A 13,760-nucleotide genomic window follows, 5' to 3' on the forward strand; every position below is an offset into this window, starting at 1 on the left:
CGGCGAGGTCGCTGAGGAGTTGCTCCCGCAGCGTTTCGACCTGGGGGGAGTGGGAGGCGTAGTCGACGGGGATGGTGCGGGCGCGTGCGCCGTCGTTCTTGGCCTGGTCGACGACGGCGTGGACGGCGGTGACGGTGCCGGCGATGACGGTGTGGCTGGGGCCGTTGACGGCGGCGATGCTCACCTCACCGCGGTGCGGCGTCAGGAGCGGTTCGACCTGTGAGGCGGGCAGCGGGATGCTGGCCATGGTGCCGTGTCCGCTGAGGGCGAGGATGGCTTTGCTGCGGAGGGCGACGATGCGGGCGGCGTCGTCGAGGGTGAGGGCGCCGGCGATGTGGGCGGCGGCTATTTCGCCTTGGGAGTGGCCGAGGACGGCGTCGGGGTGGACGCCGAGGGTCTGCCAGAGGCGGGCGAGGGAGACCATGACGGCGAAGAGGGCGGGTTGGACGACGTTGACGCGGGTGAGGTCGTCGTTGCCGCGCAGGACGTCGGTGAGGGACCAGTCGACGTGGGGGGCGAGGGCGGCCTCGCACTGGGCGATCGACTCGGCGAACACGGTTGAGGTGTCCAGGAGTTCGGCGCCCATGCCGATCCACTGGGAGCCCTGGCCGGGGAAGACGAAGACGGTGCCTCCGGAGTTCGCGGTGCCGTGGACGACCTGGGGCGCGGTGGTGTCGTCGGCGAGTGCGGTGAGCCCGTTCAGCAGCTGGTCGCGGCTGTCGCCGATCACCACCGCCCGCTGCTCGAACAGTGACCGCTCGGCCGTCAATGCCCGGGCCACGTCGGCCGGTTGCCACTCCGGGTGGGTCTCGACGGCCGCGTGCAGCTGTGCGGCCTGGGCGCGCAGCGCCTCGGGGGTCCGCGCGGAGATCACCCAGGGCAGTACGCCGCCCACCGGTTCCGGGCCTGCCGGCGCCGGTTCGTGGGCCGGGGCCTCCTCCAGGATGACGTGCGCGTTGGTGCCGCTGATGCCGAAGGAGGAGACGGCGGCGCGGCGCACGCGTTCGCCGGCCGGCCATTCCCGTGCCTCGGTGAGCAGTTCGACCGCGCCGGCGCTCCAGTCGACGTGGCTGGTCGGTTCGTCGACGTGCAGGGTGGCCGGCAGCACGCCGTGCTGCATCGCCATCACCATCTTGATCACACCGCCGACCCCGGCGGCGGCCTGGGTGTGGCCGATGTTCGACTTCAACGACCCCAACCGGAGCGGCCGTTCGGCCGGACGTGCCTGCCCGTAGGTGGCGAGCAGGGCCTGCGCCTCGATCGGGTCGCCGAGCCGGGTGCCCGTCCCGTGCGCCTCCACCGCGTCGACATCCGCCGCCGAGAGCCGGGCGTCGGCCAGCGCCGCGCGGATAACCCGCTGCTGCGCAGGGCCGTTCGGCGCGGACAGCCCGTTGGAGGCGCCGTCCTGGTTGACCGCGCTGCCGCGGACCACGGCCAGCACCCGGTGCCCGTGGCGCCGTGCCTCCGAGAGCCGCTCCAGCAGCAGGACGCCGACGCCCTCACCCCACGCGGTGCCGTCCGCGGCGGCTGCGAAGGCCTTGCACCGCCCGTCCGGGGCCAGGCCCCGCTGGCGGCTGAACTCGACGAACATGCCCGGCGAGGCCATCACCGCCGCTCCGCCGGCGACGGCCATCGTGCACTCGCCGTCGCGCAGCGCCCGGACGGCCAGGTGGAGGGCGACCAGGGAGGACGAGCACGCCGTGTCGACGGTGATCGCCGGTCCCTCCAGCCCGAACACGTAGGACAGCCGACCGGAGAGGACGCTCACGGTCGTGCCGGTCAGGACGTGGCCCTCGACGCCGCCGCCCGCCTCGTGCATCCGGGCGCCGTAGTCCTGCGTCATCGCCCCGACGTATACGCCGGTGCGCGAGCCGCGCACCGAGGACGGGTCGATGCCGGCCCGTTCGAAGGCCTCCCACGCGGTCTCCAGCAGCAGCCGCTGCTGCGGGTCCATGGCGAGGGCCTCGCGCGGGCTGATCCCGAAGAACGCGGCGTCGAAGCGGTCGGCGTCGTGCAGGAAGCCGCCCTCGCGGGCGTAGCTGTGCCCGGAGCGGGCCGGGTCGGGGTCGTACAGCGAGGCCACGTCCCAGCCACGGTTCGCGGGGAACGGCGAGACGGCGTCCGACTCGTCCGCGACCACCTGCCACAGGTCCTCGGGGCTGCGGACGTCGCCGGGGAACCGGCACGCCATCGCGACGATCGCGATCGGCTCCTCGGCGTCGGCCGTCGCCACCGCCTCGGAGGGCTCCGTCTCCTCCGGTGCGGAGACCGCCCCGGCGCCCGGCTCCGCGAGCAGGTACCGGCCGAGGGCCTCGGGCGTCGGGTGGTCGAAGAGCAGCGTCAGCGGCAGCGGCAGGCCGGTCGCCGCCATCAGCCGGTTGCGCAGCTCGACCGCCGTGGCCGAGTCGAAGCCGAGGTCCCGGAACGACCGGTCCGCGCCGGCCTCGGCCGCTCCGGGGCCGCGCAGGGCCGCGATCTCGGTGCGGACCAGTTCCCGGACCCACCGGTGCCGTTCGGCGTCCGACCGCCCGGAGGCCGGGTTCGCGGCGTGGAACGGGTACGTCGGTAGCGGCACGCGTCGCGCGTCCGTGTCGGCGAGCACGGCGGCCCAGTCCACGGCCGTCCCCCGGACGTGCAGCTCCGCGAGCGAGGTCAGGAACCGGTCCGGCCCGCCCTGGTCGCGGCGGAGGGTGCCGAGGACGGCGGCGTGCTCCGTCAGGCCGGCGTCGTCCAGCGTCTCCTGGAGGCCCCCGAGCAGGTCGGGGTGCGGGGCGACCTCCAGAAAGGTCCGGTGGCCGTCGGACAGCAGTGCGCGGGTGGCGTCCTCGAAGCGGATCTCGCCGGTGATGTTACGGATCCAGTACGCGCCGTCCAGCGCGGCGGTGTCCAGCAGCCCACCGGTGGCCGAGGAGTAGAACGGCACGGCCGACGTGCGCGGGCGGATGTGCGCGAGGCCGGCGAGCAGCCGGTCGCGGTCCAGGCGCAGCCCGGAGTGGTGCGCGGCGAGTCCGTTGCTCAGCTTCCTCGCCCGGACGCCCTCGGCAGCCAGCTCGGCGAGCAGCTCGTCCACGGCGGCCCGGTCGCCGGAGAACAGGGCGGATCGCGGGCCGTTGGTGCCGGCGATGTCGAGGCGGCCCTGCCACCGGGCGAGCCGCGGCGCCAGCTGCTCGCGGGGCAGCAGCACCGAGGCCAGGTCGCCCTCGCCGACCGCGTCGGCCTGGGCCCGGCTCCACCGCGCCACCACCTCGGCGGCCTCGTCGAGGCTGAGTGCACCGGCGACGTGGGCGGCCGCGATCTCGCCGAGGCTGGCGCCCACCACGGCGGCGGGCTCCACGCCGCAGGCGCGCCAGAGGGCGGCGAGGGAGACCATCACGGCGAACAGGACGGGCTGGACGACGTCCACCGCCACCGGGGCGGGCGCACCCGGCGCGCCGCGCAGGACGTCGGCCAGGGACCAGGGGACGTGCGGTTCGAGGGCGTCGGCGCAGGCCCGCAGGTGTTCCCGGAACACCTCGGAGGACTCCAGCAGGCCGAGCGCCATGCCGGGCCACTGGGTGCCCTGGCCGGGGAAGACGAACACCGCGCCCGTTCCGGTGCCCGCGGTGCCCGCTGTACCGCGGACCAGCAGCGGGCCGAAGCCGTCCTCGGCGACGGCGCGCAGGCCCTCCAGGGCGTGCTCGCGGCTGTCGGCGACCAGGACGGCGCGCTGCTCGAAGGTGGTGCGGGTGGTGGCCAGGGAGAGGCCCGCATCGGTGAGTCGGAGCTTCGGGTCGGATCCGAAGCGCTCCTTGAGCGCCCGGCCCTGGGCCCGCAGGCCGGCGGCGCTGCGCGCGGAGAGGAGCAGCGGCGTGAACGTGGTCGCCAGGGGGCGTGGGGCGGCTGCGGCGGCCGCGGTGGATTCGGCCGGTTCGACGGGTACTGCCCCGACGAGGGCGAGTAGACCGGTGCCGCCCGTGCCCTCGGCCTCTCCCGTGTCCCCGGTGCCGCCCGTGCCCTCGGTGCCGCCCACGGGGCGCAGGCCGCCGAGGACGCCGTGGATCCGCCCTCCGTCGCGGTGCGCCGCCGGTAGTGGTCGGAGCACCGCGAGCACGGTGTCGGCGTCGCCGGCCAGGGCGAGGTCGCACTCCCCGCGGCGCAGGCTCGCCGCTGCCAGGGCGACGGTGTCCCGCGCGGCGGATGCCGACGGTTCGAGGGTGACCGTCGGGCCGTGGAGGTCCAGGACGGCGGCGAGGTGCTCCGCGGCGCCGCCCCGGGTGGACGCGGTGAGGAAGACGCCCGTCCGGCCCCCGCTCAGCGAGGCGGGGACGATCCCGGCGTCCTCCAGGGCGGTCCAGCCGAGTTCCAGCACGGCCCAGTCGGCGGGGCCGAGTCCGGCGGCCCGCTCGGCGGGTATCCGGAAGAACGAGGCGCCGCCGTCCGGGCCGTCGTTGCCGCGGTGGACGTCACGGTGTCCGGGCGCCGGGCAGGACAGTCCGACGACGGCGACCGTGTCGTCTTCACAACTCGTCTGGGGCACGGCGAACTCGGCTTTCCTCATCGTCTCGACTCCCCGCCCGGTCGGCCGGGGCGGGTGATGGTGCGTGGTTCGCGACCGCCGTGGCCGCGGCGACCGTGGTCCGCGGCCGAGTGTCCTGCGGTCGTGCTCGGCCGGCCCGGTGGGACGGTCCGGAACCGCTCGGTGTTGATCTTCCTGTCTGTCGTCAGCACCTTGCCAGGGCCGTCTTGGCAGCGACTTGGAGGTGACTTGGAGGTGACTTGGAAGGGCTTTGGGCGACGGCTCCGACCTGCGGGGATTCGACGGCGAACGGTCTGCCGGCGCCGCTGCCGGGTCCCCCGGGGGCCATGGGCATGTCAATGTCAAGGGCGTGCAAAAGGCCGGGCGGCCGGCGGGTGCAAGGGCCCGCCGGTCGCCCGGCCTGTTCGCAGGGGGGAGCTGCCCGCCGGGCGCTCAGGCGCACCCGGCGATCGGGTCGCCGCGCAGGATCGTGCCGAACAGCTCCTGCAACTCGTCGCCCGGGTCGACGCCGTACTCCTCCGCCAGGGTCCGGCGGGTGCGGTGGTACGCGTCGATCGCGTCGGCCCGCCGGCCCGACCGGTACAGGGCCTTCATCAGCAGCCAGCTGAACCGCTCGCGGGTCGGGAACCGCAGGGCGAGCGCGGGCAGTTCGGCGGCGAGCGCGGAGAAGTCGCACTCCTCGGCCAGGGTGGCGTCCCAGAGGCTCTCCAGGGCCAGCAGCCGTAACTCCTCGTACCGCGAGGCCGTCTGCGCACCGAGCGCGTAGTCGCTCACCTCCGGGTGGGCGGGCCCGCGCCACAGCGCCAGCCCGTCCTCCAGGGTCCGGCTCGCCGTCCGGTGCATCCCGGCCTGGAGCAGCCGCCGGCCCTCGTGCAGCATCCGCTCGAAGCGGACGGCGTCGATGCAGTCGGGGTCCACCGCCAGGACGTAGCCGTTCGGTTCGCGCCGCAGGATGGTGTCCCGGTTCCGGGGCGGCCGGTTCGGCTCCAACAGCCGTCGGAGGTTGGACACATAGCTGTGCAGGTTCGCCATGACGTCGCTCGGCGGGTTCCGCGGCCAGACGGCCTCGGTGAGCTGTTCCACGGTCACCGGCTGGCCCGGCGTCAGCAGAAGGGCGGACAATACCGCCCGCTGCCGGGCCGACCCCGGATTCACGGGGATTCCTCCGGTCTGGACCGCCAACGGGCCAAGAACTCTGAAATTCATTGTGTGACCCTCCGCCACAAGTCACCCCCGTACCCAAAAGAAACATCATCGACCACGCGGGGAAACACCCTGGTTCCGGGAATGGTCCCCAGGGGTCGAACAGGTTCTCGCGCGGTTGACGACAGAGTACTTCCAAATCCTCCTGAAAGAAGGTCTGGATCGAAGGCGTCCGACTTGGTATGGCGAGTTGACGAACGATCAGGCCGAGGTTTCGGAAGCCCACTCGCGGGTATTGCGGTCGACCGTCCGGCCGGTCCGTTCGTATCGGACGGCGGGCCGTCGAGCTGGCGTGGTGACACCCCCCGAAAGACGGGGAATCCTTGAAGTCTGCACATCAGGCGGTTGGCGCCGGCGGGTTCGACCCGGCCGCCGCGCCGGGCCGTGATCCGGTGCGTCGGCGGCGGGAACCCGGGAGGCGCACCGTGCCCGGATTGCCGTTGGAGCGCCGGAATCGGCCGAATTCCCTCGCCCGGGGCGCGACCGCCGCCGGGCGTTCCCGGGTCACGTTCGGCCGTGTCCGGTTCTTGCCACCACGCATTGGGTCGGACCGGATCGACCGAGACGGGGTTTCAGGCCCGGCGGTTTGTGCGTACGATTGCCCCGATCGTTCCCGCCGGTCGACCGGCGGGGTCGAATGATCGTCAGGATCCTTTCGGCACACCGTCGTCCGGTCGGTGAATACCCGTCGGGTACGCTCGTGATCCCTGCTGGAAGAGCAGTTGGTACGCGTCGTGCCGGTCCGCGCACCACCGTGTCGGGGAGGGCGTCGGGGAGGCCGGTGGCGGGAACGCGGTGCGCTGCGCCCTGGTCCCGGGCGCGGCGGGCGTGCTCAGCCGCTTCCGGGAGGCCGCGGCTCGGGAGCGGGCCCGCCAGGGCGTCGTGCCCGCCGGCGCCCCGAACCCTCGGTGAAGGGCGGAGCGCCGCAGGATGCCGTCGGCATCCGCGCCGTCAGCCGATGAGGCCCAGCCGTGGTCCGCCGCGGTCGTGCAGTCTCCTGAGGAAGGCGAGCACGCCGGCGGAGCCGCCGGCCCAGGTGGCGCTCGACCGGGTCAGGCCGGCGTCCGGGAACACCGGCCGGGACGGGCTGCCGCCGCTGCGGCTGAGGATGATCGCGGCGACGGTCTCGGCGGCGTGCCAGAACTCCTCGGCGCCGGACGCCTCGGCGACGTCCACCAGCAGGTCGCCGACCCCGGACAGCCCGCAGCACTGGTTGACCAGCGGCATGCGCGGCGCCAATGCGGCGCAGCTGCGCGCGCTCTGCTGGGCGAGGGCGAGGTACTCGGGTTCGCCGAGGCGGTCGGCGGCCCGGACGAGCACCGCTCCGATCCCGGCCAGGCCCCGGCACCAGGAGCCGTACCGGCGCGATCCTCCGGGGCTGCCCGCCGCCGCGACGATGCCCGGCGTGACGGCGGCGAGGTGCGCGCACGCCCGCCGGGCCCGGTGGAGGGTGTCGGGATCCCCGGTCGCGCTCGCGTGTTCGAGCAGGAAGTACGCGACACCCGCCCCGCCGTGCGCCAGTCCTTCGCGCAGGGCCGCGCTGCCGACCGTCTCGGCTCCCGCCGGTGTCAGCCGGGCCTCGCCGGACGCCAGCATCCGGTCGCACTCGGCGGCGACGGCGAGGTGGCGGGCGGCGAGCCGGCTGTCGCCGCCGGCGGCGGCGTGGCGGGCGAGGAGCAGACGGCCGATGCCGATTCCGGCGACGCCTTCGATCAGGTCCGCTTCCGGTGGTCCGCCGTCCGGTCCCCGGGCCGGCAGGGCGGGGTGCCCTCCCGACCCTGCCGTGTCGACCGCGTCCGGGCCCTGGCCGACGCCCCCGGCCCCCGGGGTCGCCCGCGCCTGGGCGAGGAAGAGCTCGACACCGGTGCGGCCCGAGTAGAAGCCCGGTGAGAGGGTTCTGGACTGGCTCGCCGTCCACCGCGCCAGGGCGTGGACGGTGTCGCGCACCCCGCTTCGGTGGAGGTGGTGGAGGAGTTCCAGGCCGAGCCCCGAGCTTCCGCCGTAGACGTCCACCGGCGTCGGGATGTTCGCGCGTGCGGCGAGCACGGGGTCCGCGATCCTGCGGGCCTCGTCGACGCAGTACGCGGCCGTGTGCTCGATGATCTCGTCGAGCAGGCCGTCGTCGCAGCGCAGCCGGCCGGGCCCACGGGGCGCCCGGGACGCCGCGGGCCGTTCGACCGCACCGACTGCCTCGGCCTGCCCGACTGCCCCGGCCGCACCGGCCGGCCCGACCGCACCGACCGCCCAGGTGCGGAGCCGGTCGGCGCCGGCGGTCCGCACGGCGGGGTCGAGGCTCGTCAACTCGGCGATCGCCGCCCGGATCGGCCGGTGGTCGTCGCCGGGCAGCGCCCATGCCAGGCCGGCGAGGGTGCGGTCCCGGTTGACGGCGGCATCGCCGTCGACGATCACCGGATCCAGGCCGGTGGCGGCGAAGCAGAGGGTCGTGCCCAGCGCGTAGTAGTCGTCGGCGGGTTCGGCCGGCCCGCTCACGCGGCGGACCGGGGCACTGTAGCCGGGGGTCGAGCCGTCCGGACCGACGCCGTCCAGAGCGCTGATGCCGAAGTCGATCACGTGGCACCGGCCCGCGGCGTCGAGCACGACGTTGTCGGGCTTGAGATCACGGACCACCACCCCCCGTTGGTGGATGCCGTCCAGGACGCGCAGGAGCCGGCCGGCCAGATCGGCGAGCGCGCGCGACGGCCGGGCCCCGTCGTCCCGGTACGGGCCGTGTTCCTGGACGTCGCGCCGCAGGTCCCGGTCGCCGCAGCTGCTCAGCACCAGGTACTCGTCGCAGTGGTGCCGGAAGTAGTCGAGCGCGCGGGGGACCCCCGCGACGGTGTCGAGCGCGGCCAGCACGGTCCGCTCGTTGCGCAGCCGGTCGCGGGTGTCCGCACCGGACTCGTCCTCGGCCACGAAGGCCCGCGCCTGCTTGACGACCACTGCCAGCCCGGTGGCCCGGTCGACCGCGCGGTAGACGTTGCCCTGCGGTTTGCGCACGATGCCGCCGGTGATCCGGTAGCGCCCGTCGCCGAGTCCGGGGGAGGAGGGCGGCCGGGCGTCGTGCCCGGCCCGGTTCGCGAAGGGATCCTCGGCCCACGGCGGGCACCGGTACGCACCGGTGGCCAGACCGTCGAAGACCCGGCCGTCGGGGCCCACCATGACCGATTCGAGGCGCCCGCTCCGGCCGGTCCGGTAGTCGCCCGTGAAGGGCCCGTAGCGGTAGTAGACGGGGGAGTGCGGATCGACCCGCCGGTCGCTGACGATCTGCGGTCCCTCCCGGCCGCGCAGGAGGGCGACGAGCTGGTCCGCGAGCCCGACGACGGTGCCCGGCCCCGGGTAGACCGTGATCGCCTTGCCGACGGCTCCCGCGCTCGACGCACCGGAGTTGATCTCCCGCAGGGTCTCCGGACTCCTGGCCCACTTGGCGTGGCAGACGTGGCGCAGCAGCACCGGCAGGACGAGGTCGATGACGGCCGCGAGGTCGCCGGGCCGGGCCGAGACGTGCAGCTTCCAGCCGTGCGCCATCGCCGGCATCCGCGGATCGTTCAGGTACGACCAGGTGTCGTCGGACCATCCGCTGCGGCCGGCGATGGGCTCGGCCACCGTCAGGAGTTGAAGTCGCAGCCGAAGCGGGTGGTCGCGGTCACCCACGGGTCGGCGAGACAGGCCGTGGCGTCGTGGTCGTTGCGGTCGTCGTCCTCGAACACGATGGCCTCGTCGTCGACCGCGAGCGGGCCCGCGTCGCGGATCTCGTCGATCATGGCTACAGGCATGTGACGCCTCCAGGTCTTGTCGTGTGTCCGGCGCCGGCGCGGGGTCGCGCCCGCCGGGGGCCGCCGGGCCCGATGGGGCCGGGGTCCTGACCCCCGAAGGTAGGGAGGAATGATCGGCCTGACAAGAGGTCAGAACGCAGGAGTTTCACAGGGCCGACACATCCGTGGAGGGGCGGTGCGCCCCCCGGCCGACCCGCGCCGCCCCGACCGCCGGGTCAGCCAGGCACCGTCGGCAGGGCCACCGGGGACGCCGGCAGGGCCACCGGCGACGCCGGCACGGCCACCGGCGACGAGGCGCCGGGCACCAGGAGCCGTGGCGCCCCGCTGCCGTCCGCCGGGACGGTCCAGACGTCGGTGCCCTTGCCGTCCCGGCCCGGCAGCGCGTAGCCGAGGGTGTCCCCGTCGAGCCAGGCCGCCTGGTCGTCCACGCTGCGGGACTCGGCCAGCGGGTGCTCGCGCAGCCCGGCCAGCTCCAGGACGTGGAGGCGCCAGGGCGCGGCGGGGTCGGCCGAGACCTTCTTCTTGAAGGCGATCCGGGTACCGTCGGGCGAGAGCGAGGGGCACTCGACGTTCTCCCGCAGGGTCCGGGCCGACCACGCCCGCAGGTCGCCCTCGACCAGGTGCGTCTGACCGCCGGTCGAGACGGTGGCGTAGAAGCGGTTGTCGTCGGCGGCGAAGTTGACGCCCCAGTAGTTGACGTCGGCGGCGTGGTGGCGGGTGTCGCCGATGGTCAGCGGGATGGACTCGATCGACTTGACCAGGTAGCCGGTGCGCAGGTCCAGGATCGACGTCCGGGTGGAGAAGCCACTGGCCGCGTACGAGTCCCCCACCGCGAAGGTGGTCCAGGAGAGCAGCTGCCCCGAGGCCGACACCCGGGCCCGGTTCGGGACGCCGGGCACCGTCACGGTCTGGAGCTCGGTGAACCGCCGGTCGTACACCACCGCCTGGGTGCGGGCCGGGACGCCGGGCAGCGCGCGCAGGCACAGCGCGTGGTCCCCGGCGGCGTAGAACCGGGCGCAGGACGGCCCGTCCGGCGCCCCCTGGCTGCGGGCGACCCGCCCGGTGGCGCTGTCCCGGTAGTAGACGCCGGGCTCGTTCAGGGTGAACGAGCTCTCCGCCGCGACGAGTTGCTGTCCGCCGTCGCGCTGCCGGGCGTGCAGCACGTACCCGAGCGAACCGCCCAGCAGGACCAGGACGGCGATGACCAGGACCGTCGAACGCGCCTTCACGAGGCCTCCCTTGTCGGCAGGATCCGCCCTGCGGCGGCGAGTGCGGCGGCCAGCGCGACCGCGGCCACCGCCAGGGCCGGGCGCGGCCCCCACCAGGTCCAGGCCGCGCCGAACCCGGCCGCTCCGACCAGCCGGGCCAGCGCCTGGCCGGTCTGTAGCACCGCGAGCCCGCCCGCCCGGCCCTCCGACGGCAGCACGGGCCCGGCGAGCGCCATCAGCACACCGTCCGTGGCGGCGTAGAAGACGCCCAGGAGTACCAGGGTGAGCACGGCGGTCGGCCACACCGGTGGAGCCAGCAGGGTGAGGTAGGCCGCGAGCAGCGCCCCGTGCCCGCAGAGGAACGGGGTGCGCCGCCCGGTCCGGTCCGCGATCCGGCCCGCCGGGACGGCCAGCAGCAGGTAGCAGGCCGCCGCACCGAGCGGCAGCAAGGGGAACAGCAGGGGCGACAGGTCCAGGCCGCGCTGGAGCAGCAGGTAGAGGAAGGAGTCGCCGATCGTCGCGGCTCCCAGCAGCGCGGCGGCCGTGACCACCCGCCGGAACACCGGGTCGGCGAGTGCCCGGGTCTTCTCCCGGGCCGGCCTCGGCTCGACGGCCGGTTTCCGCTCGACTGCCGGCGCCGCGGCCCCGGGCGGAATCCCCGCCCCGGCCGGGACGTACAGCATCAGCACCAGCACGCCGAGCAGTCCGATGGCGAAGCTGACCACGAACACCGCGTCGTACGCGTCCGCCGTCGCCCACAGCACCGCGAACGCGACCAGCGGTCCGAGCAGCGCCCCCGTGGTGTCCATCGCCCGGTGCACGCCGAAGGCCCGGCCGAGTGCCTCCGGCGGTGCGCTGAGCGAGATCAGCGCATCCCGGGGCGCGGTCCGCACGCCCTTGCCGAGCCGGTCGGCGGCCAGCGCGGCGGCGATCCCGCCGGCCGCTCCGCCGGCCAGCAGCAGCCCGAGCCGGGAGAGCGCCGAGAGCAGGTAGCCGACCCCGGCGACGGTCCGGTGCCGGCCGCCGCCCCGGTCGGCGAGCCTGCCGCCGAGCAGCCGGACCAGTGCCGTGGCGCCGTTGAACAGGCCGTCGAGGAAGCCGAACTGGAGTGGTGAGAGGCCGAGGCCCAGCACCAGGTAGAGCGGCAGCACGGCGGTGACCATCTCCGAGGAGACGTCGGTGACCAGGCTGACCGCACCGAGCGCGATGACCGTGCCGGGGACGCGCCGCCCCACCCCCGCGGGGCGGGACGGCGCGTCCGGACGGCGGCCGGTGGTGGCCAGGTACATCATCAGTGGCAGCTGTACTTCGGGCTGGTGTCCTTGACCTGGCCGTCCGTACCGACGTAGGTCCAGCCGTACCCGGAGTCGGTGAAGTCCAGCTTCAGCACGCCGTACTCACCGCTGATCCGCTTCTGGCTGTTCGGCTGGACCTGCTCGATCGGGTACGGCTCGGCGCCGCCCATCCCGCCGACGATCTCGACGATCCCGGCCGCGGTGGCCTTGCCGTCCGGGTCCTGCGGGGCGAACCGCTCGTAGTGGTGGTCGTGCCCGTTCAGCACCAGGTCGGCCCCGGCACCGTAGAGGATCTTCCACACCGGCCGGGAGACCGGGTCGTTGCCGTGCCCGCCGGAGGAGTACAGCGGGTGGTGCCAGTAGGCGGCGACGCACTTCTTCGCGTTGGCCGCCAGGTCGGCCTTCAGCCAGTCGATCTGGGCGCTCTGGTCGAAGGCGTTGGAGTCCAGCGCGACGAAGTGCCAGTTGCCCTCGTCGAAGCTGTACCAGCTCTTCCCCTGCGGGTAGGCGATGCTGCCGAAGTACGACTTGTACCCGGCGAGCGACCCGGCCGGGTCGTAGGTCTCGTGGTTGCCCGGCACCGGGTGGGTCTTCGCCTTGAACGCGCCCCAGCTCTTGTCGTAGTAGTTCCGGAAGTCCGACAGCCGGGCGTCGTCGTACTGGTTGTCACCCATCGTCAGGTAGAACTTCGGGTTGATCTGCTGGGCCAGCGCGGCGGTCTTCGGGTGGGCGCAGCCGCTGTCCGAGGCGGTGCACTGCGCGGCTATGTCGCCCGCCGCCACCACGGTGAACGCCCCGCCCGGCGGGGGTCCGCCGTCCAGCACGCCGTACACCTCCATTTCGAGCAGCGAGTACCCGTACGACGTCCCGCGCGCGGTGCCGTACATCCGGAGGTAGCGGCCCTTGCCGGCCAGCCCCGTCCACTCGTCCGTCCCGCCGTTGCCGGCCTTCTCCTCCGCCACCGTCGTCCAGGTCACCCCGTCCGCCGACACCTCCAGCCGGTACGCCTTCGCGTACGCGGCCTCCCAACTCAGCTTCACCCGTGAGACGGTGGCGTTCGCGCCGAGGTCCACCCGCAGCCACTGCGGGTCCTTCCCCTCCGCGCTCGCCCACCGCGTGCCCGTGTTCCCGTCGAACGCCTTGCCCGCCGCGTACGACGATCCCTCCGTGGACGAGGCCGTCGCGGCCTTCCCCTGCGAGAGCAGCGGATCGGCCGCCGCCCCCGCCCGCTCGGACCAGCCGAGCAACAGTCCGCCGAGCAACGCGAGCACGGCGGCGAACACTCCGATGTGAACAGGCCTTACCGAGACACCCAGACGCATCCCTGGACCCCTGACCTAGAGAAATGGCGAGAGCTGGACACCGGCGCGCTCCGCACGGGAGCCCGCCGGTCAAGCGGTGACCGCACCACCGCGGCGGCTGGGTCAGAGCTCTCGCTGAGCGCGTCACGCCCCGTTCGGAAGGGGCGCCGCGCCAAGCCGCCAGCCGACAGCGTAGTAGGAAGTAAAGTTTCCTATCAATAGGAGAGCGGTGCCGAACTTCCGGTCCGTCACGGGCCGTCGGCGCCTCGAAGCCCCTCGTGCGGCCGGTGGTCGACACCCACGGCGCGCGGCGCCGGCGGGCACCCCTCGGGTGCGCGGGCGGATCCTTCGCCCCCGGTCATATATGGCCGCGCCGCTACCCGCGTCGTCCGGCCGAACTCAGCGCCACCGCCTCAACCGGGGTGGCGACCGGGGCGCCAACTCCGCTCTCTACCGCGTCGTCC

At 74.2% G+C, this 13,760-nt stretch carries 7 protein-coding genes; all 7 read right to left on the minus strand.

Annotated elements, in window-relative coordinates:
* Positions 1-4,537: acyltransferase domain-containing protein (locus tag AB0J08_RS38980; protein WP_360644058.1), on the minus strand; the 4,537-nt coding region annotated here is incomplete at its 3' end.
* Positions 4,538-4,948: 411 nt separating this feature from the next.
* Positions 4,949-5,722, minus strand: a complete 774-nt coding sequence (locus AB0J08_RS38985; protein ID WP_360644061.1) for a BTAD domain-containing putative transcriptional regulator — start codon at positions 5,720-5,722, stop codon at positions 4,949-4,951.
* A 948-nt stretch (positions 5,723-6,670) separates the two neighbouring features.
* A complete protein-coding gene (gene lanL / locus AB0J08_RS38990) occupies positions 6,671-9,322 on the minus strand; it encodes a class IV lanthionine synthetase LanL (RefSeq protein WP_360644064.1) in 2,652 nt (883 codons plus the stop codon).
* A 2-nt stretch (positions 9,323-9,324) separates the two neighbouring features.
* A complete protein-coding gene (locus AB0J08_RS38995) occupies positions 9,325-9,492 on the minus strand; it encodes an SflA family class IV lanthipeptide (protein ID WP_360644067.1) in 168 nt (55 codons plus the stop codon).
* Between the two features lie 215 nt (positions 9,493-9,707).
* Positions 9,708-10,721, minus strand: coding sequence for a hypothetical protein (locus AB0J08_RS39000; protein WP_360644070.1), 1,014 nt, complete (start codon positions 10,719-10,721; stop codon positions 9,708-9,710).
* Positions 10,718-11,989, minus strand: a complete 1,272-nt coding sequence (locus AB0J08_RS39005; RefSeq protein WP_360644075.1) for an MFS transporter — start codon at positions 11,987-11,989, stop codon at positions 10,718-10,720. The genes AB0J08_RS39000 and AB0J08_RS39005 overlap by 4 nt, the downstream gene beginning before the upstream one ends.
* Positions 11,990-11,991: 2 nt before the next feature.
* On the minus strand, positions 11,992-13,317 hold the full coding sequence (locus tag AB0J08_RS39010) for a discoidin domain-containing protein (protein ID WP_360644073.1): 1,326 nt from the start codon (positions 13,315-13,317) through the stop codon (positions 11,992-11,994).
* Positions 13,318-13,760: the final 443 nt, after the last annotated feature.

The organism is Kitasatospora sp. NPDC050463, from assembly GCF_040655255.1.
In the GTDB taxonomy this organism is placed as follows: Bacteria; Actinomycetota; Actinomycetes; order Streptomycetales; family Streptomycetaceae; genus Kitasatospora.

What these genes read in the sequence shown, in the direction of transcription:
- AB0J08_RS38985 (WP_360644061.1), bottom strand. Translation starts at nt 5,722, where the DNA reads ATGAATTTCAGAGTTCTTGGCCCGTTGGCGGTCCAGACCGGAGGAATC.
- AB0J08_RS38995 (WP_360644067.1), bottom strand. Translation starts at nt 9,492, where the DNA reads ATGCCTGTAGCCATGATCGACGAGATCCGCGACGCGGGCCCGCTCGCG.
- AB0J08_RS39005 (WP_360644075.1), bottom strand. Translation starts at nt 11,989, where the DNA reads ATGTACCTGGCCACCACCGGCCGCCGTCCGGACGCGCCGTCCCGCCCC.
- AB0J08_RS39010 (WP_360644073.1), bottom strand. Translation starts at nt 13,317, where the DNA reads ATGCGTCTGGGTGTCTCGGTAAGGCCTGTTCACATCGGAGTGTTCGCC.